15 protein-coding genes, 1 tRNA gene and 1 pseudogene are annotated in these 18,418 nt (G+C 71.5%); 8 read left to right on the top strand and 9 right to left on the bottom strand.

The window, feature by feature from the left end:
- The 3 genes from IE207_RS14765 to IE207_RS14755 all read left to right on the top strand — a co-directional run bounded on the left by IE207_RS14765 (window position 1) and on the right by IE207_RS14755 (window position 2,661).
- Window positions 1-1,014 (top strand): PfkB family carbohydrate kinase, encoded by a 1,014-nt coding sequence (locus IE207_RS14765; protein ID WP_229873726.1) that lies wholly within the window; start codon window positions 1-3, stop codon window positions 1,012-1,014.
- Between the two features lie 91 nt (window positions 1,015-1,105).
- Complete coding sequence (locus tag IE207_RS14760) at window positions 1,106-2,185, top strand: NAD(P)H-dependent amine dehydrogenase family protein (protein WP_190184602.1); 1,080 nt, start codon at window positions 1,106-1,108, stop codon at window positions 2,183-2,185.
- Window positions 2,182-2,661 (top strand): carboxymuconolactone decarboxylase family protein, encoded by a 480-nt coding sequence (locus IE207_RS14755; RefSeq protein WP_190184601.1) that lies wholly within the window; start codon window positions 2,182-2,184, stop codon window positions 2,659-2,661. Before IE207_RS14760 ends, IE207_RS14755 begins: the two co-directional genes overlap by 4 nt.
- Before the next feature lie 64 nt (window positions 2,662-2,725).
- On the opposite strand, the gene IE207_RS14750 is transcribed toward IE207_RS14755, so the two are convergent.
- Window positions 2,726-4,372, bottom strand: coding sequence for a GMC oxidoreductase (locus tag IE207_RS14750; RefSeq protein WP_190184600.1), 1,647 nt, complete (start codon window positions 4,370-4,372; stop codon window positions 2,726-2,728).
- 212 nt (window positions 4,373-4,584) lie between these two features.
- On the opposite strand from IE207_RS14750, the gene IE207_RS14745 reads away from it, so the two are divergent.
- Window positions 4,585-4,661, top strand: a tRNA-Trp gene (locus tag IE207_RS14745).
- A gap of 556 nt (window positions 4,662-5,217) precedes the next feature.
- On the opposite strand, the gene IE207_RS14740 is transcribed toward IE207_RS14745, so the two are convergent.
- Window positions 5,218-5,388 carry a hypothetical protein gene (locus tag IE207_RS14740; RefSeq protein ID WP_190184599.1) on the bottom strand — a complete coding sequence of 57 codons (171 nt, stop codon included), beginning with the start codon at window positions 5,386-5,388 and terminating at the stop codon, window positions 5,218-5,220.
- A 273-nt stretch (window positions 5,389-5,661) separates the two neighbouring features.
- On the opposite strand from IE207_RS14740, the pseudogene IE207_RS14735 reads away from it, so the two are divergent.
- Window positions 5,662-5,953 (top strand): annotated as a pseudogene (locus IE207_RS14735) (transposase); the annotation flags it as partial.
- On the opposite strand, the gene IE207_RS14730 reads toward IE207_RS14735, so the two are convergent.
- The 6 genes from IE207_RS14730 to IE207_RS14705 all read right to left on the bottom strand — a co-directional run bounded on the left by IE207_RS14730 (window position 5,937) and on the right by IE207_RS14705 (window position 14,847).
- Complete coding sequence (locus tag IE207_RS14730) at window positions 5,937-6,479, bottom strand: GNAT family N-acetyltransferase (protein WP_190184741.1); 543 nt, start codon at window positions 6,477-6,479, stop codon at window positions 5,937-5,939. The pseudogene IE207_RS14735 and the gene IE207_RS14730 overlap by 17 nt on opposite strands.
- A gap of 434 nt (window positions 6,480-6,913) precedes the next feature.
- Window positions 6,914-8,521, bottom strand: a complete 1,608-nt coding sequence (locus tag IE207_RS14725) for a N,N-dimethylformamidase beta subunit family domain-containing protein (RefSeq protein WP_229873725.1) — start codon at window positions 8,519-8,521, stop codon at window positions 6,914-6,916.
- A 704-nt stretch (window positions 8,522-9,225) separates the two neighbouring features.
- Window positions 9,226-11,619 (bottom strand): polysaccharide lyase 8 family protein, encoded by a 2,394-nt coding sequence (locus IE207_RS14720; protein WP_190184598.1) that lies wholly within the window; start codon window positions 11,617-11,619, stop codon window positions 9,226-9,228.
- Window positions 11,620-11,669: 50 nt separating this feature from the next.
- Window positions 11,670-12,509, bottom strand: a complete 840-nt coding sequence (locus tag IE207_RS14715) for a sugar phosphate isomerase/epimerase family protein (RefSeq protein WP_190184597.1) — start codon at window positions 12,507-12,509, stop codon at window positions 11,670-11,672.
- Window positions 12,506-13,666 (bottom strand): dihydrodipicolinate synthase family protein, encoded by a 1,161-nt coding sequence (locus IE207_RS14710; protein WP_229873724.1) that lies wholly within the window; start codon window positions 13,664-13,666, stop codon window positions 12,506-12,508. Before IE207_RS14710 ends, IE207_RS14715 begins: the two co-directional genes overlap by 4 nt.
- Window positions 13,663-14,847: a Gfo/Idh/MocA family protein gene (locus IE207_RS14705; protein WP_190184596.1), complete on the bottom strand. Its 1,185-nt coding sequence runs from the start codon at window positions 14,845-14,847 to the stop codon at window positions 13,663-13,665. The genes IE207_RS14710 and IE207_RS14705 overlap by 4 nt, the downstream gene beginning before the upstream one ends.
- A gap of 191 nt (window positions 14,848-15,038) precedes the next feature.
- On the opposite strand from IE207_RS14705, the gene IE207_RS14700 reads away from it, so the two are divergent.
- From IE207_RS14700 to IE207_RS14690, 3 genes are read left to right on the top strand one after another with little or no spacing between them, the layout of a single operon-like run.
- Window positions 15,039-16,115, top strand: a complete 1,077-nt coding sequence (locus tag IE207_RS14700) for a LacI family DNA-binding transcriptional regulator (protein WP_190184595.1) — start codon at window positions 15,039-15,041, stop codon at window positions 16,113-16,115.
- On the top strand, window positions 16,112-16,963 hold the full coding sequence (locus IE207_RS14695; protein ID WP_190184594.1) for a sugar phosphate isomerase/epimerase family protein: 852 nt from the start codon (window positions 16,112-16,114) through the stop codon (window positions 16,961-16,963). The genes IE207_RS14700 and IE207_RS14695 overlap by 4 nt, the downstream gene beginning before the upstream one ends.
- A 31-nt stretch (window positions 16,964-16,994) precedes the next feature.
- A complete protein-coding gene (locus tag IE207_RS14690; RefSeq protein WP_190184593.1) occupies window positions 16,995-17,405 on the top strand; it encodes a hypothetical protein in 411 nt (136 codons plus the stop codon).
- A gap of 20 nt (window positions 17,406-17,425) precedes the next feature.
- Here IE207_RS14690 and IE207_RS14685 read toward each other — a convergent pair whose 3' ends face one another.
- Window positions 17,426-18,412 (bottom strand): hydroxyacid dehydrogenase, encoded by a 987-nt coding sequence (locus IE207_RS14685; protein WP_190184592.1) that lies wholly within the window; start codon window positions 18,410-18,412, stop codon window positions 17,426-17,428.
- Window positions 18,413-18,418 lie beyond the last annotated feature (6 nt).

Raw genomic sequence — 18,418 nt, 5'->3', positions numbered from 1 at the left:
ATGGCCGCGCCCGCCGACATGGCCGCGCCCGCTGACATGGCCGCGCCCGCGCCCCGAGGCCGCGCCGGCGCGGCCTACGACGTGCTCGTGCTCGGCGAGGTCCTGGTCGAGATCCACGCCGATACCGCCCCGCACGCCGCCGTCGACGGCACCGCCGCCCGGATCTCCTACTCCGGCGACGCCCTCAACGCCGCAGCCGCCGCGGCGGCTGCCGGGGCCCGCACCGCCCTCCTCGCCGTCGTCGGTGACGACGAGCTGAGCGTGCCCCTGCTGGAGCGGGCCGCCCGACTCGGCATCGACGTCTCCCACGTGCGCCGCTCCCCGCGTCCCAACGGCGCCTACCTGCTCTGCGCCGACACCGGCGGCGACCGCGCGTTCGTCTACTGGCGCACCGGCAGCGCCGGCTCCACCCTCTCCCCACGCCACATCGAGTCCTGGCGCGACCTGCTGACCGCCTCCACGGCCCTGGTCACCAGCGGCATCACCGGCGCCCTCTCACCCGGCGCCCGCGACGCCGTGCTGGCCGCCGCCGAAACCGTGCACGGGGCCGGCGGGCACCTCACGTACGACCCCAACTTCCGCCCCCGGCTCACCCGCCGGGAGGATGCACGGGAACTCCTGGCGCGCGTCGCCCCGCTGACGGGGCTCCTCAAGACCTCCTGCCCGGCAGACGCCCTGGCCCTCGTGGACACCGACGACCCGCTGCTCGCGGCCGCCCGCTACCGGGCACTCGGCGCCCGCGCCGTCGCCGTCACCGCGGGCCCCGGCCGGCTGCTGCTGGACGACGGGGTACGCGCGACGTACCGGCCGGTTCCCGTCAACCCCGACCCGGTCGACGCGACGGGCGCCGGCGACTGCTTCACCGGAACCACCACCGCCCGGCTGGCCCTGGGCGACCCCCTCGCGCGGGCGGTGGCGTACGGGACGGCCGCCGCCTCGCTCTCCGTGTCCGGCCGCGGCGGCACCGGGCGCGTCCCCGCGTTCAGCGAGACGGCGGCCCTGGCGGGGCTCTGAGCCCGGCCCTCGCGAGATCCGGCCGGCGCCCCGTCGAAAAACCTCCTTCACGGCACTGGGCACCTCCACGGCCTCTCGCTACCCTCCGCGCATGATTCCCACGGTGGTCTGGGGCACCGGCAACGTCGGCCGCGCGGCTATCCGCGCCGTCGACGCCCACCCGGCGCTCGAACTCACGGCAGTCATCGTCCACGATCCGGCCAAGGCCGGCCGCGACGCGGGTGAACTGGCCGGCCTGGAACACGCGCTGGGCGTCGCGGCGAGCGATGACGTCGAGGAGGTGCTGGCCGCCCGGCCCGCCGCCGTCGTGTACGCGGCGTCCGGCGACACCCGTCCCGACGACGCCCTCGCCGACATCGCCCGGGCCGTCGCCGCCGGGGCCGTCGTCGTCAGCCCCGCCCTGTACCCCCTCTACGACCACCGCAACGCGCCACCGGAGTTCCTCGATCCGGTGCTGGCGGCCATCGCGGCCGGCGGCGGCTCGCTGTTCGCCTCCGGCGTCGATCCCGGCTGGGGCAATGACGTCCTGCCGCTGCTGATCAGCGGACTCGGCACCACCGTGGACGTGATCCGCTGCCAGGAGATCTTCGACTACTCCACCTACGACCAGCCGGACTCCGTCCGCTACCTGGTCGGCATGGGGCAGCCCATGGACTTCGAGCCGATGATGCTCATGCCGTCCGTGCCGACCATGGTGTGGGGCGGCCAGATACGGATGATGGCCCGGGCGCTCGGCGTCGAACTGGACGAGATCCGCGAGGCGTCCGCCCGGCGCGCGCTCGACACGGCGGTGACCACCCGCACGATGGGCGAATTCGAGGCCGGCACCCAGGGCGCGATCCGGTTCGAGGTCCAGGGCATCGTCGAGGGCGAGGCCCGCCTCGTCATCGAACACGTCACCCGCATCCACCCCTCCTGCGCCCCCGACTGGCCACAGCCGCCCGACGGGGCCGGCGCACACCGGGTGATCATCGAGGGGCGCCCGCGCATCGAGGTGACGATCGAGGCCACCGACGAGGGGGAGAACCGCTCCGCCGGCGGCAACGCCACCGCCGTCGGCCGGCTGGTGGGGGCGATCGACTGGCTCGTGGACGCGCCGCCGGGAATCTACGACGCGCTCGACGTCCCGCTGCGCCCCGCAGTCGGCAAACTCGGAAGGAATCAGCCATGAGGATCGACGTTCCGGAAGGTCAGCACCCCATCGAGTACGTCTGGGGCGACCTGGTCCCCGGCATCGGGATGGCCGCGGCCAATTTCTCCCTGTCGGTCTACGCCCACACCACCTTGGGCCTGCGCGAGTTCGAGGCGGCCCGGCTGCGGATCGCGCAGATCAACGGGTGCGTCTTCTGCCTCGACTGGCGCACCGACCGGGACGGCGAGAAGGTCGAGGAGGACTTCGCCGACGCGGTGACCGAGTGGCGCACCACGAAGGCCTTCGACGACCGCACGCGGCTGGCCGCCGAGTACGCGGAACGCTACGCGCTGGACCACCACGGTCTCGACGAGGAGTTCTGGGAGCGGATGACGGCCCATTACAGCCAGGTGGAGATTGTGGAGCTGAGCATGAGCATCGGTTCCTGGCTCGCCTTCGGACGCCTGAACCATGTGCTGGGTCTCGACAGCGTCTGCGTACTTCCGGGGAGCTGACACGGTCCGGGGCCGGCCGGTGGCCCGTCGCGGGCTCGCGGCCGGCCCCGGTTCCTCGGAGCCGCTACAGATCAGTGGCGATGATCTTCTCGATGTTCCGTTCGGCGAGCGCCGTGATGGTGACGAACGGATTGACGCTGGTGTTGCCGGGGATCAGCGCTCCGTCGATCACGTAGAGGCCGGGATGGCCGTGCAGCCGCCCGTAGTTGTCGGTGGCCTTGTTCAGGACGGCGCCGCCGAGCGGGTGGTAGGTGAGGTGGTCGCCCCAGATCTTGTTGGTGCCGAACAGGTCGCTCCGGTAGATGGTCCCCTCCTTCGAGTTGATCTTGTCGAAGATGGTCTTGGCCATGTCGATGGCCGGCTGCTTCCAGGCCGTCTGCCAGTTCAGCTCCGCCTTGCCCGTCGCCGCGTTCCAGCTGAATTCGGCGCGGTTGGGGTTCTTGGTGATGGAGAGGTAGAAGGAGGCGTACGTCTCGATGCCCGTGGGCAGCGGTGCCACCTCGGCGAACGCCCCGCCCGCGGCCCAGTTGTCGATGCCGCCGCACGGGATCGTCGCCTGGAGCTTGCCGGTCGGGTCCCAGAGGTGGTTCGCGCGGCCGCACATGACGTTGCCGTTGTCGCCCCATCCCTTGCCGATCTCGTTGTTGAGGTTGGGGAGGGCTCCGGTGGCCTTCAACTTGACCAGCAGCTTGCTCGTGCCGACGCTGCCGGCGGCGAAGAACACCCGGTCGGCGGTGACGGTCTTGGTGGCGATCGTGTCGCCGGTAGTGTTGAGCTGTTCGATGACGACGGTGTAGCCGCCTCCGGTCGTGGGGGTGACCGTGGTGACCTTGTGCAGGGGCGAGATGGAGACCTTTCCGGTCGCCTTGGCGGCCGCGAGGTAGGTCTTCTGGAGCGACTTCTTGCCGTGGTTGTTGCCGTACAGGATCTCCCCGTCCAGCGCCGACTTGGTGGCGGTTCCGGCCGCCTCCTGCTTCATGTAGTCCCAGTCGTAGACGTCGGGCACGAACACGAAGGGGAAGTTGGAGCGCTGGGCGTGCTTGCGGCCGACGCGGGCAAACTGGTAGCAGTCGACCGTGTTGAACCAGTCCGGGTCGACGAGGCCGACGCCGAGTCCGGCGTTCGCGCGCGGGTAGTAGACGTTGTACATCTCGTCCGCGTTCACGGACGGGAGCACGGCGCCGAAGTTCTCCCGCTTGGGAGTGACGGCCATACCGCCGTTGACGAGGGAGCCGCCGCCGACACCGCGGCCCTGGTAGACGATGATGCCGCCCATCTCCTCGGCGTCCAGGATGCCCGTGTACTTGGGGATGTCCCGGTCGATGGGGAAGCCGAGGAAGTAGTTCAGCGGGGCCTTCGTGCGGGTGCGCAGCCAGTACGAACGCTGGTCGGGACTGAGGGTGTTGCAGAAGATCTTGCCATCCGGGCCGGGGGTGTCCCAGGCCATGCCCATCTCGATCATGTGGACGTCGACACCCGCCTGGGCGAGACGGAGTGCGGCGACGGAGCCGCCGTAGCCGGTGCCGATGACGAGGGCCGGGACATGGGCCCCGGTGTCGATGGGCGCGGACGAGGTGTTGGCGGGTTTCGCCTGGACGGGGGTGGGGTTGACTGCCAGGGCCATGGCTCCAAGAATGGAACTGGTTCCAGCGATGAAACTGCGGCGCGAGATGCCCTGGGATACCTTGCTGGTCAGGGATTTGTCACTCATGTGACGCTCCTCACTCTCGATGGAGTGAGAACAAGTTCTACTGTCGGCGGCTTGGTAAGTCACTACATACGACGGGGTAATTTCTGGCTGGTTCCGGATGGGTGGACGGCACGCCGCTCCGGTGGCTCACCCACTCGCCGTCTCAGGCAGCGGACACCCTGCGGAATTCGTTGGATCTTCGGGTCCGCCCGTGCCATGGTTGGTCTCGCCGAAGGGGTGTAGCTCAGCTGGCCAGAGCAACGGTCTCCAAAACCGTAGGTCGCAGGTTCGACTCCTGCCGCCCCTGCCAAGTGACACATGTGTGATGACGTGCTGACCAGCGTGTTTGGTTGCTCTGCATCGCAGGTGTCCATGTCCGCCACCCGGCCGATCGCAACCCGCCTCAGCGTCATGGTTGCTCTCTGGTCATCCGGAATGCGAGTGCTGAGGTCTTCCACGTGGAGGCCTTGAGCCCGCTGTCGGCGCAGTAGTCCCGCAGCCACTTCGTTCCTACCTCAATCGCATGCTCGGCGGAGCGCACTTGTGAGTGGACCTCGCCCCAAAGCACGCTGGCTGCTGGCTCCTGGACGCCCGAAGTCGGCGGCACGGGGCACGACAGACACGGTCGATTCTGCTTCGGCCCGGAGGAGCTCCGGCAGCACGCTGGCGTAGGTGTCCGATGTGATCTGTCGGGAGCTGTGCCCGAGTCGTTCTTGAAGGGACAGCGTTGCTGAGCGATGGCGGAGATCGTGCAGTCGAACCGGCGGAAGGCCCGACAGGTGTACGAGCCGTCTGAATCGCCGGCTGACCCGGTCTGGACGGTAGGGCTCGCCGTTCTCCTGTGTGAAGACTCGACCCGACTCGACTCAGGCGTTCTCCCCTGACCACTCGGCGCGTTCGGTGTCCTGGGCGACGCGATGGGCCGCCAGCACTCGGCCGGACTCTTCAGTCATGGAGATGGTGCGTACGCTGTCAGCCTTGGGTGCCTCGTCGTACATGTGGTACGCGACTTCGACGGTCTGGGCCGAAATGCGCATCCATGGTGCGGTCAGGCTGGCCTCGCTCCAAGGGAGGGCGCACATCTCGCCGCGCCTGGGCCCGAGGAAAACGAAGGTATGCCACAAGGCGTAGTGGCGGTCTTGCCGGACGAAGTCGAGAAACCGGCCCCCATCTCCGCTGTCCACACCATGACGGGACCTGGCTTCTCGCCGGTTCGACGCCAGTGTTCAACCCGCTCGGGGTCCACACCCGGGGCTTGGGCCGCTTGATCGATGGAGCTCGACGAGTGCAGCCCAGTTGGTGTGGCTCAGGTGCGCGCCGACAAGGCGTACGCCTCCCGAAAGAACCGCGCCTACCTGCGGCGGCGCGGTATCCGCTGCACCATCCCGGACAAGGCCGGCCAGGCCCGCAACCGCAAGAAACGCGGTTCGCGCGGCGGCCGGCCGCCGAAGTTCGACCCGCTGGACCTACAAGGCTCGGCATGCGGTCGAGTGCGGTATCAATCGCCTCAAGACGCACCGGGCCGTTGCCGCGAGGTACGACAAACTCGCGGTCCGCTACGAGGCCACTGTCCTCGACGCCGCCATCAACGAGTGGTTGTGACGTACTGGACCGACCGCAACTCGAACACCCGTACGCGCCGACCGCCGGTGGGATTGACCGTCTCACGGACCGGATGCATCCCCAGTTTGGTCATGATTCGTTCGGAGGCGTCGTTGCCCACTTGAGTGATGCTGACGATCCGCTCCAGCCCTCGCTCTTCGAACCCGAACCGTACAGCGGCCGCAGCGGCCTCGGTGGCCAAGCCCTGACCCCAGTGAGAACGTCCCAGCCGCCAGCCGACCTCAACCGCCGGGAGTACCTCCGGCAAGAAGTCGGGCACCGAAAGGCCCGTGAACCCGGCCAACTCGCCAGTGGACCGGATCTCCACGGCGAACAGGCCGAAGCCCTGTGACTCCCACTCGCTCTCCCACGCCTGGACCCGGCCGCGTGTCTGCTGTTCGTCAAGGACGCTGCCGTCGCGGATCCACCGCATGACCTCGGGGTCGGCGTTGACGGCAGCCATGGGCGCAACGTCTTCCTCGCGCCAACGGCGAAGGATCAAACGGGGAGTCTCAAGCGTGACCATCCAATGATTCTGGATCACTATGGACTCTCCTCCATCCTCACCAGGCACTTTCGATACACGCCCTATACCAACGACCTCCTCCCCGCCTTCGAGTTCAAGCCCCACTACGTAGGCCACCGCCCCCGGGGGGACGCCTTCACCAACGCACTCACCGCCGCCATCGCGGAGCAGGGCAACCGCAGCCGCAACGCCGCCGAAGCCCCGACAGGCGAGGAGCCGCCCACGGATCCGCCCATCGACGCGGCCCCCGGCCCTGACCCGGAGGAATCCGCCACCGCGTCCACCGATGAACCGATGCAGGTCAGCGAGCCCGCGGCTGAGCCAGAAGCGTCCGTTGGACGCCCGGCCGAGATCTTTCCCGGCCGGGCGTCCGGCCTTGCGGGCTTTCGGCGTTGTGGGCGTCCGGCGGAGGGCGTTCGGCGTCGGCGGGTGGTTCAGGAACGCCCGTAGACCGCCTTGACGTTGTCCTGGGCGGGATGTGTGCGACCGGCCGGGCCGGCCGCGAAGACGCGCAGCAGGTTTTCCGTTACCCGGGTCGTCAGCGCGCCCGCGCGGGCGTCCAGGCCGTGGTTGGCCCCGCTGCGGCCGTCGCCCGTCGCGTCGAGGGCCTCGACCCAGCGCATCGTCCCCGTCGCGAACACCCCGGCGCCGCTGGGAACGGTGTAGTACGCCGAGTCCTGGTGGCTGGGCCGGCCCTCGCACACGACGGGGGAGTGGGCGAGTATCTCGATCGGACGGGGCGTCGGGAAACCGGTGTCGACCTTGTCGTACTCGACGCCGACCAAGTGCGCGAAGCTGTCGCCCGCCTTCACGCCCGTACCCTCGAACAGCCAGTGGCCCGGGTTGGTCACGACGTAGGGGGCGTCCACCGGGTAGCCGTCGTAGATCACTCCGAGCAGGGAGCTCTCCGGGTCGGCGGCGGGGGGCGAGCGGAAGTCCACGGTGGCCGGATGGCCGCGCCGGAAGCCCGGGTCCTGCTCGTAGGAGGACTTGTAGCAGACCACCGTCCGGTCCGGGCCCAGGTCGGAGGCCTCCAGCCGGATCCGGCGGAAGCAGCAGTTCGCGCCGAGGACGGCCATGTTCGTCCCCGCGTCGCGGGCGGCGGTGAAGTGCGCCCGCTGTTCCGGGGACCAGTACTCGTCGTGTCCGAGCGACAGCACGGCAGCGGCGCCTTCCAGCAGCCCCTTGTCCCGCGCGACGTCGGTGGTCGTCGCGTAGGCGAGGGGGATGCCGAGCCGCTCCGCCAGCGCGATCAGCGGCGCCTCGTACACCAGGAACAGGCCCGCGCCGTCGTCGTACTCGTACGGCCGGTCGAAGGTCACGGCCAGCGAGCGGGTGGCGTACGCGCCGTTCGGGCCATCGTAGCTGCCGTAGCCGCCCCAGCGGTTGTAGGCCTGCCAGGTCGCCACCGCGTTCACGATGACGGTGCGTCCGGCTGTGGCCGCGGAGCGGACGGTGATCGGTACGAAGCGCTGGCCCTGGCCGCCCTGGGCGTCCAGGCGCAGGAGGTAACAGCCTTCCGGCCAGTCCTTCGTGTCGACCGTGGCGGTGCGGGTCCAGTGGGTGCGGACCATCCGGGTGGCGGAGTCGACGGTGTGCTCGGGCTGTCGGACGCCGGGCAGGGCCTGCGAACGCCACACCAGCCGGGCCCGCGCGCCGCCGTACCAGCCCATGCGGTACGCGGAGACGGTGAAGCGGGGGGCGGTGGTGGACACGTGGAGGCCGAACGCCTCCCCGGGCAGCACGCTGACCTTGTCGGCGAAGCCCTCGATGGCGCGGGCGGGGCCGGCTTGGGTCACGTGCCAGTCGGCGTGACCGGGCCGGGCGTTCTCGACCTTGACGTCGATCCCCCGCGCCGCGCCCGCCGCCTCCTCGGGGCGCTGGCCCCCGCCCCCTTGCTCGCTCGGCTTCCTCTTCCCGCCCCCGCTGCCGCACCCGGCCAGCGCCCCGAGCCCGGCGGCTGCCGCCCCGGTCGCGGCGACCACGAGAAACCGCCGCCTCCCCGCCCCTTCGCCCGCCCCGGCCGTCTGCTCCTGTTCCATACGGCGCACGCTATGCCACACCCCCGCCCGCATCCGCCGTACCCCCCTCGCCCCGCCGCCTGCTTCGCCCGACGGACCTCAGGAACGCATGCCCACGCGGGCCCCCGTCGCGGCAACCCGCACGCCGCTGCCGCGCGGGCGGCCCGGTTTGCCCCGGCGGGGCCTTGCGGGCGAAGCCCCGGGGCATGTCCGCCCTCTCCGGCGGCCCGCGTCGGGATCGCGGCCGCTCGTAGCGCCGCCGCGGGGCGGGACCTGCGGAGGGGTCCGGCAGCGCGCGACTTCCCCGTGCCTGCTGCCGGACTCCCGCTCCGGTCGCCTCCCGGGGCGTGGCCGCCTGGTGTGCCCCGGTGGGGCCCGCGTCGGGGGTCGCTCGTAGCGCCGCCGCGGGGCGGCGGGCCTCTGGGGCGAAGCCGGCGGACGTGTAGCCCGCTCCGGGTTCCGCGTGTGCGCTGGCGTTTGGCGCAGGCCCCGGGACGCCGGAAGGCCGGCCGCTCGCATCGCGGCTCCCACGCCGACTCGGTCTCCGGGCCTGCCGTTGAGGTCCGCGGGTAGGCTGCGGCCCGTGCTCCGTGTTGGCTGTGCTCGGGCGGTCCAGCCGACACCCGCCACGGGTGTGCCGGCGCGGTTGCCGCAGCGGGCGCCCGGGTCAGCCTGCTCGTCGAAGCCCCCGGCGGAGTACCGCGCCCAACTGGCCGGACGGTGCGTTACCCCAGCCGCACCACCACCTCCTGCCCGGCTCCCGCGGCCCCCGTGAGGTTGCCGAAGGCGAGCCGGAGGCGCGTGCCCGGTTCGGCCGTCACCACGCTTGGCGGCCGGGACACCACCGCTGCTACGGGCCGGTTCCACACCACCGTCAGCGCGGCCAGCGCCCGCGCAGGGTCCGCGACGGACAGCAGGGCCGTGCCGTCGGGTCTCTCCCGCACCGTGACCGAGCACGCCGCGCTCGCCTCCAGCACGCCGACCGTCCCCGCCTGCCAGAAGTTGACGCCTGTGAAGCCGAGCGACTCCACCGACACCCCTTGGGCCGCCTCGGTGTTGGCGAGCACCCGCAGCCAGCTCACGGAGGCGGCCCGGGCGGCCGTCTGCGCGGCTGTGGCTCCCGGCAGCATCTGGTGCACGTACCCGGCGGCGACCGGATCCGTGCCGTGGTCGTACCAGATGCTGAGGTAGCGCCGAGTCAGGGCCGTCGTCGTGCCCGCGCGGTTGATGTCGCTCCACCGGCCTGTGCGCGCCTCCCGGAGGACCTTGAACGCCGCCGGCCCGGACATCACGTACCCGCCGAAGCCCGCCAGGTGGGCCCAGCCGGGCGAGGGGAAGGAAGCAGACCAGCCCAAGGCGGCCGGCTGCACCGTGCCGCCGACGGTGAGCGCATGCGTGCCCGCCGCGCCGAGGTTGCGGTTGTCGATGACCGACTCGACGGGCACTCCGTCCGTCGAACGGATCCCCGCGCCCAGGCAGACGATGGTGTCCGCGAGGAAGAACCACGATTTCCGCGCCGTCATCGTGCTGCCCAGGCCCCGCAGGTGCTGGCCGACCGACGCGAACTCCCCGTCGGTCGTACCGCCCACCCACACCGCGTCCGGCCGCGAGGCGCCCCAGTCACCTCCCGCGCCGTCGGCGAGCACCAGCCGCGATACGGTGGTGCCGGGCAGTCTGTACGGGTCCACCGTCGGCCAGAAGGCGTCCGAGTACTGGCCGTTCCCGTAGCCGGCACCCCACCAGGCGAGCATCCCGCTGCCGGTGTGCCAGCCGCGCAGGTTCTCGCCGTTTCCCGTCTCGTAGTGGGCGATCCGCTTCGATGCCATGGACAGCGCGGCGGCCCAGCCGGGCCGCCGGTGCGTGGCCCGGTCCATCGACGCGAACAGCCGGTGGCCGACCGGCTCGGGCAGCCCCGCCACCCCCGTGTCCGCCCGCACCTCCGCCAGTCGCGCGAGAGCGGACAGTTGCAGGGTCTGGTCGTCCATCGGCGGGCTGTAGTAGTCCCGCGCCATCCACCCCTTGACCAGCCCCCGCCACCGGGCCCGTTCGGCGCTGCTCGCGCCCTCCGCCAGCAGCAGGATCCCGGCCAGCACCGCATGGCCCCGCGTGTGGTCGTCCTGCTGGACCCGGCGGGCGTCCAGCTCGGGCACGCCCCGGCTGACCGCCCGGCCCGACACCGCATCCATGACCAGCCCGTTGAACAGGAACGGCGCCCAGGCCCGCTCGACCGCGTCGAACACGATCTGCGCGTTCGGATCGGTCACCTCCCACGGGGTCTTCCGCAACAACGCGAACAGCATGCCGAGTCCGCCGAGCAGCACCGCGCCGTAAGTCCCGGTGTAGGGCACCCAGGTGTGCTGGACGAAGGAACCGTCCCGGTAGAGCCCGTCACCCGAGGAGACGTACGGGAAGACCGGCGCGAGCGCGTCCCGGGCCAGAGAGATCTTCGCCGCATCGGCGCCGACCACTCCGCGCAGGGCCAGTACCCGGCAGAGGTCCACCCGGTTCGCTCCCGTACTCGTCCCGCTGTAGGAGGCGACGACGGAGTCGGGTACGAAATGGTCGACCGCCGCGCAATAGTCGGCGAGGCGGGCCGTCGGCAGGTCCGTCTGAAGCAGGACGCAGAGGTCGAGCAGCGCCTGTGGGGCGCCGATCTGCCAGCAGTACCAGTTGCCGTACGGCAACTGGCCCGCGTGGTACACGTCCGTGTACAGATGATCGAGCCCGGTCAGCAGCGCCGTGCGCATCGCGGCCTCACCGGTGTGCGCGGTACCCGGCCGGACGTAGGCTTCGGCCATGGTGCGCAGCCGGTAGTAGCTCTGCATCATCTTCTCGGGATCAGTGGCGAACCCCAGGTCGGGCCAGAGTGTTCTCGGCGCGGGAGACATGGCGGCACGCCAGCCCTCGGCCTGTTCGCCGAGTTCCGCGAGCCGCGACCGGAACGGCTCGGCCGTCGACGGGAAACCTGCTCCCAGATAGAGCCCGCGCCACACCGTGCGCATCGTCTCGTACGTGTCCGCGGCCGGCTCGCCCCCGGCACGCGCGCGGGGGACGCCGAGCCACAGCGCACCTCCGCCCGCCGTGGAGAGGAAGGCGCGCCGACTCCATGGGTCTGTCATCGCTTTCTCCGTTTCCCGCACTCACCGTCTGGTCCCACCCGGAAGTCACCTCATGCGACGTACCGGCGATAGCGTTCGATCACCTCCCGCAGCACCTCTGATCCCTCCCGGGCCCACAGTCCCGGATGGAAGATCTCCACCTCGACCGGCCCGCGGTAGCCCGCCCCGTCGGCCAGCTCCCGGAACCCCCGGAGATCGATACACCCGTCACCGAGCTGCCCCCGTCCCAGCAGCACCCCCTCGGGGAGCGGAGTCACCCAGTCGGCCACCTGGACCGACACGATCCGGCCGCCCGCACCGGCCCGGCGCAGATCCTCCGGGAGCCGCTCGTCCCACCACAGGTGGTAGGCGTCCACCACCACCCCCACCTGCTCCGCGGGGAACCGCTCGGCCAGATCCAGTGCCTGGCCCAGCGTGGAGACCACACAGCGGTCCGCGGCGAACATCGGATGGAGGGCTTCGATGCCCAGCCGCACCCCGTGCCCGGCGGCCCACGGCGTCAACTCGCCCAGGATGTCCGCGATGCGCTCGCGGGCACCGGCCAGATCGCGTTCCCCGGTGGGCAGCCCGCCGGAGACGAGGACCAGTGTGTCCGCCCCCAGTTCGGCGGCCTCCTCGACCGCCCGCCGGTTTTCCCCAAGGGCCGCGGCCCGGCCCACCGGGTCGGCGGCCGTGAAGAAACCGCCCCGGCACAGCGAGCTGACGCGCAGCCCGGCCCCGGCGATCAGTTTCGCCGTCTGCCGCACCCCGAACCGCCGTACCGGCTCCCGCCACAGGCCCACCGCCCGTACCCCGGCCGCCGCGCAGCCGCTGACCAGTTCGGGAAGGGACCACTGCCGGACCGTCTCCTGGTTGAGGCTGAACCGGGCCGGCGCCGATAGCCGGTTCACGAGGTCACCCCGTACGCCGCGAACAACTGCCGCATCCGGGCCTCGGCGAGCCCCGGATCGGGGAAGAGACCCAGCCGGTCGGCAAGTTCGTACGCCGTGGCCAGGTGGGGGAGGGAGCGTGCCGACTGGAGCCCGCCCAGCATCGCGAAGTGCTCCTGGAACCCCGCCAGCCAGGCCAGCAGGACCACGCCCGTCTTGTAGTAGCGGGTCGGCGGGGCGAACAGATGCCGTGCCAGTGCCACCGTGGGGTCCAGCAGTTCCCGGAAGGCCACCGGGTCGCCCCGGTCGAGCGCGCCCGCCGCCCGCGCCGCGATCGGGGCGATCGGATCGAAGATCCCGAGCAGGGCGTCGCTCGCCAGCTCTCCGTCACCGTGGATCAGTTCCGGATAGTGGTAGTCGTCCCCCGTGTAGCAGCGCACGCCGGCCGGCAGCCGGCGCCGGATGTCCACTTCCCGGCCCGCGTCCAGCAACGACACCTTGATCCCGTCCACCTTCCCGGGATACTCGGCGATGATCTTCAAGAAGACTTCGGTGGCCTCCTCCGCGTCCTCGTGTCCCCAGTAGCCGGTCAGCTCCGGATCGAACATCGGTCCCAGCCAGTGCAGTACCACCGGCGCGCTGCTCTGCCGGAGCAGCTCCCCGTACACCTGCAGGTAGTCCTCCGGGCCCCGGGCCGCCTTCGCGAGCGCCCGGGACGCCATCAGCACGGCCGTGGCCCCGCACGCCTCGCTGTGCGCGAGCTGCTCCTCGTAGGCGGCCGTGATACCGGCGATCGAGTGCGCCCCGGCCGGCGCCAGCTGATCGGTGCCGACGCCGCAGACGATCCGGCCGCCCACTGCCCGCGCCTCGGCCGCCGAGCGACGGATCAGCTCGGCGGCGGACGGCCAGTCCAGGCCCGTACCGCGTTGCGCCGTGTCCATGGCCTCCGCGACCCCGAGCCCCTGAGCCCACAGGCGGTGCCGGAAGGCCAGCGTGGCGTCCCAGTCGACGGCGGCCCCCGCTTCCGACGAGGCCGCGAGCGGGTCGGCGACGACATGCGCCGCCGCGTAGAACGTCCGGCTCCGCGCCGGGCCGCAGACCAGCGGCGGGAGCGGGTCACTGTTCGGGTGGTACTCCCGGTACCCGCCCTCCGGGTTGGGCAGCAGGATGGCGTTCACAGGACCACCTCCGGCACCCGCAGCCGCCGGCCCTCCGCCGAGGACCGCAGCCCCAGCTCGGCAAGCTGCACCCCGCGTGCCCCGGCCAGGAGGTCCCACCTCCAGGGCTCGCCGCGCACGACATGGCGCAGGAACAGTTCCCACTGGGCCTTGAAGCCGTTGTCCGCCGGGGTGTTGTCGGGCACCTCCTGCCATTGGGCGCGGAAGGACTCCGTCTGCGGCAGGTCCGGATTCCAGACCGGCTTGGGTGTCCCCGCCCGGTGCTGGAACCGGCAATCGCGCAACCCGGCCACCGCCGAACCGTGCGTCCCGTCCACCTGGAACTCCAGCAACTCGTCGCGGTGGACCCGGACGGCCCAAGAGGAATTGATCTGTGCGACCGCGCCGCCCTCTAGTTCGAAGACGCCGTACGCCGCATCGTCCGCGGTGGCCTCGTACGGCTTGCCCTCCTCGTCCCAACGGCGGCCGATGTGCCGACGGGTGAGGGCCTGCACCGAGCACACCCGGCCGAACAACTCGTGCAGCAGGTACTCCCAGTGCGGGAACATGTCGGCGGTGATGCCCCCGCCGTCCTGCGCGCGGTAATTCCAGGAGGGCCGCTGGGCCGGTTGCCAATCTCCCTCGAACACCCAGTAGCCGAACTCCCCGCGTACGGAGAGGACCTCACCGAAGAAGCCGCCTTCGATCAGGCGCCTCAGTTTCAGCAGACCCGGCAGGAACAGCTTGTCCTGGACCACGCCGTGTCTGACTCCGGCCGCCTCCGCCAGCCGCGCCAGCTCCAGGGACGACGAGAAGGAGAGGGCGGTCGGCTTTTCGCAGTAGACGTGCTTGCCCGCCGAGATGGCCTGACGGACGGCAGCCTCCCGGGCGCCGGTCACCTGCGCGTCGAAGTAGACCTCCACCTCGGGATCGGCCAGCACCTCGGCCAGGTCGGTGCTGACCTGGTCGAGCCCGTGCCGGTCGGCGATCGTCCGCAACGCCTCCTCCCGCCGGCCCACAAGCACCGGCTCCGGCCAGAGCACGGTTCCGTCCCCGAGATCGAGGCCTCCCTGCTCCCGCAGCGCGAGGACGGATCGCACCAGGTGCTGGCGGTATCCCATCCGTCCGGTCACACCGTTCATGGCGATCTTGACGGTGCGCACCGAGCGGTGTGCCTTGTCGACTGCCCTGTCTTCCACCATGGGGTTCCCCTCCTTCACGTCAGGATCGTGGAAAGCGCTTTCATACGCATCAGGCTAGGACTGGGCGCGCCACGAGCACAACACCCGAACGAGTGATGGAAAGCGCTTTCCGGATCGGGCAGACTGAGATCACGACGGACAGGACGACGATCGCCCGGCCACCACGTGCGGGGCAGGAGGAGGGGTGCGACATGGCAGTGACTCTCGCCGAGGTCGCGGCGCACGCGGGCGTTTCATCCGCCACGGTCTCGCGTGTGCTCAACGGCGGACACCCGGTGGCCGGATCCACCCGGACCCGGGTGGAACAGGCCATCGAGGAACTCGGATACATCGCTAACGGCCCGGCCCGGGCCCTCGCGGCCGCCACCTCCGACCTCGTGGGCGTACTCGTCCACGACGTGGCCGACAGCTTCTTCGGCATCCTCGCCGGGTCCTTCCAGAAGGCCCTCGCGCCCACCGGTCAAGGAGACGGCCGCAGGCTCGCCGTCGTCTGCAACACAGAGGGCGTTCCCTCAGCCGAACTCGACTACCTCGCCCTGCTGGAGGGGCAACGGGCAGGCGGGGTCGTGCTGACGGGCGGGGCGGTGGAGGAACCGCACCACAGCGCCGCGCTCACCGCCCGCATCAGCCGCATGGCGCTCGCCGGCACCCGAGTGGTGCTCTGCGGGAGACCGCCGCTGTCCGTGCCCGCCGCACTCCCGGTCGCCACCGTCATGTTCGACGACCACGGCGGAGCCTTCCGCCTCGCCGAACACCTGCTGACACTCGGCCATCGGCGCATCGCCTACGTCGCCGGGCCGCCGGGCCTGAGCACCACCCGGGAACGGCTCGCAGGACACACCGCCGCGCTGCGACGGCATGACCCAGCCCTGCCCGACGCCTGCGCCCCGCTCACCGTGCACGCCGGCTTCGAACGCTCCGCCGGGTATGACGCCACCCGTGAACTGCTCCGCCGAGGAGCGCCCTTCACCGCCGTCGCCGCGGCCAACGACACCGTCGCGGCCGGTGTGGCAGCGGCCCTGGGAGAAGCCGGCAAGCGCATCCCCGAGGACGTCTCGGTCGCCGGCTTCGACGACCTGCCGTTCAGCGTGGACACCGCCCCCGCCCTCACCACCGTCAGAGTCCCGCTGCGCGAGGCGGGGGTGCTCGCCGCGCAACTCGTCACCGGCCGCAGAGCCGCGCCCCCGGGCCGCATCACCACCCTGCCCACCGAGCTGATGGTGCGGGCGTCCACCGCACCGCCGCCCCGCGAAGGGAGCCGACCGTGAGGTACGCCTTCTCCACGCTCGGCCTGCCCGGAACCCCGCTCGCGCGCAGCGCCGCCCTCGCCGCCGAGCACGGATACGACGGCCTGGAACTGCGCGCCCACCCCGAGGAACCCCTGCATGCAGACAGCCCCCGCGGCGACCGTGCTGCGGCCCGGCGCACGCTCGCGGCCGCCGCAGTCACCGTCCTTGGGGTCGCGGGATACGCCAAGGTGGCAGGCGCCGGAGAGGACGGGCCGGTCCTGGCCGAACTGCGCTCCCTGGTCCGGCTCGCCGCCGACCTCGAAGCTCCCAACGTCCGCGTCTTCCCCGGCGGCGGAGAACTGCCCGACGCGGACGCCGACACCCACGCCATCCGCAGACTGCGCGCCGCGGCGCCGTACGCCGAGCGGCATGGCGTGCGGATCCTGCTGGAGACCCACGACTCGCACCGCACCGGGACCGCCGTCGCCCGGGTACTGGAGGGGGTCGGGGACCCGGGCACCGGCGCGCTGTGGGACGTACTGCACACCTGGCTGGCAGGTGAGCAGCCGGCCGAGTCGTGGCGCGCCCTCGCGCCGCACCTGGGCTACGTACAGGTCAAGGACGTGGCCTCGGCCCGGGACCTCACACCCCTCGGCCTCGGCGACGGAGTACTTCCGCTCGCAGAAGTGACGGCCCGCGTACCGCCGGACGGCTGGCTGTGCTGGGAGTACGAGAAACGCTGGTACCCCGAAGCAGCGGACCTCCCGGACCGGCTGACGCGAGGTCGGGAGCATCTGGCGCGGCTGAGGGGGGAGCCCGCAGAGGTGGGCGCGCCGGCCGCCGAACCGGTCCGGCGGCCACAGGACCCGGGAGGAGGCACACCATGACCAGACGGCTGTCCGCGCGTACCATCGGTCCGTGCCCCGCAATCCGAGGAAGCCCCGGCGACTGGTCGTCGATGGGCGCGAGTACCTGTGGACGCTCCGCCACAGCCACCGTGTGCTGGACAGCGGCCGGTCCGCGGACTGCCGAGAGACCCTCACCCTGTACCCGCAGCCGGCCGGCACCGGCGGCCCGCTGCGCATCGTCTTCGCCAGTGGACCGGACCGCTACGTCCCGGGTGGGGCTCCGATGGGCTCGGGGGACGTGGGATACGTCCGGGGCGGGTCGCTGAACCTGCACGAGCCGGGCGCCGTTCGGGCCCTGCTCGACGCGGCGTCGGCCCGTGGGTGGCAGCCGGGGGAGCGGTGGGCGGCGGAAGTCGACGGCTGGCTCCTGCTGGAGGCGGCTGCTGCTGCGCGATCCGACGCCGCCCCGACGGGCGCGTAGGACGTCCGCCGGGACAGCGTTCAGGCGGAGTAGGCGAGCCGGGCCGGGTCGACGGGGTAGCGGAAGGGCAGGCCGTGGGCGTAGCGCTCCAGCTCTGCGACAGCCGTCGCGGCCAGGCGGTCCAGCTCACCGCCCAGTGAGCCGGCCACATGAGGGGTGAGGAGCACGTTCGGCAGGTTGAAGAGGGGCGAACCTGCGGGCAGCACCTCTGGTTCGGTGTGGTCGAGAACCGCGTGCAGCCGCCTCGTGACCAGTTCCTCCGTCAGCGCCGCGGTGTCCACGAGCGAACCCCGGGCGGTGTTGATCAGAGTGGCGCCGTCCGGCATCAGGGCCAGCCGTGCGGCGTCCAGGAGGCGGCGGGTCCCGGGCAGCTCGGGCGCGTGCAGGCTCACCACGTCGCTGCGGCTCAGCAGTTCGTCGAGAGCGCAGGCCTCGCCGCCGAGCGTCGCGATCTCGGCCGGGTCGGCGTACGGGTCGTGCACCAGCACCCGCAGGTCGAAGGGTCGCAGCAGCTCGAGGACCCGCCGCCCGATGAGCGAGGCGCCGATGAGCCCGACGGTGCGTCGGTAGTTGCCGACTGCCGGATAGCAGCCCAGCAGATCAATGGGGCCGCGGGCCGAACGGTAGGCGTGCGCGGATTCCAGCACCCGCTTGTTGGAGAACAGGATCGCGGCGAGCGTGTACTCGGCGACCGGCACCGCGTTGGCGATGGCTGCGCTGGAGACCAGCAGGCCGCGGTCCCAGCAGGCTTCGGTCACATGGTGCTTGACGCTGCCGGCGGCGTGGACGACGGCACGCAGCCGGGGCATCCGCTCCAGTGCGCCGGCGTCGAGGGGCGGGCAGCCCCAGCTGGTGAACAGCACCTCCGCCTCGGCGAGACGGCGGCCCAGCCCCGGGTCGTCGTCGCCGAAATCGCTGACCAGCAGTTCGGGGTCCAGGTCGGCGACACGGACCAGCTTCGGCAGGATCCGGCCGCTGAGAACCGCTGTACGGGTACCGGGGCTCATGGCGAG

The sequence above is a fragment of the Streptomyces cirratus genome, assembly GCF_014650775.1.
Lineage (GTDB): Bacteria > Actinomycetota > Actinomycetes > Streptomycetales > Streptomycetaceae > Streptomyces > Streptomyces cirratus.
Note: the sequence above shows the minus strand (reverse complement) of the source record. Positions and strands in the feature narration are given on the sequence as shown.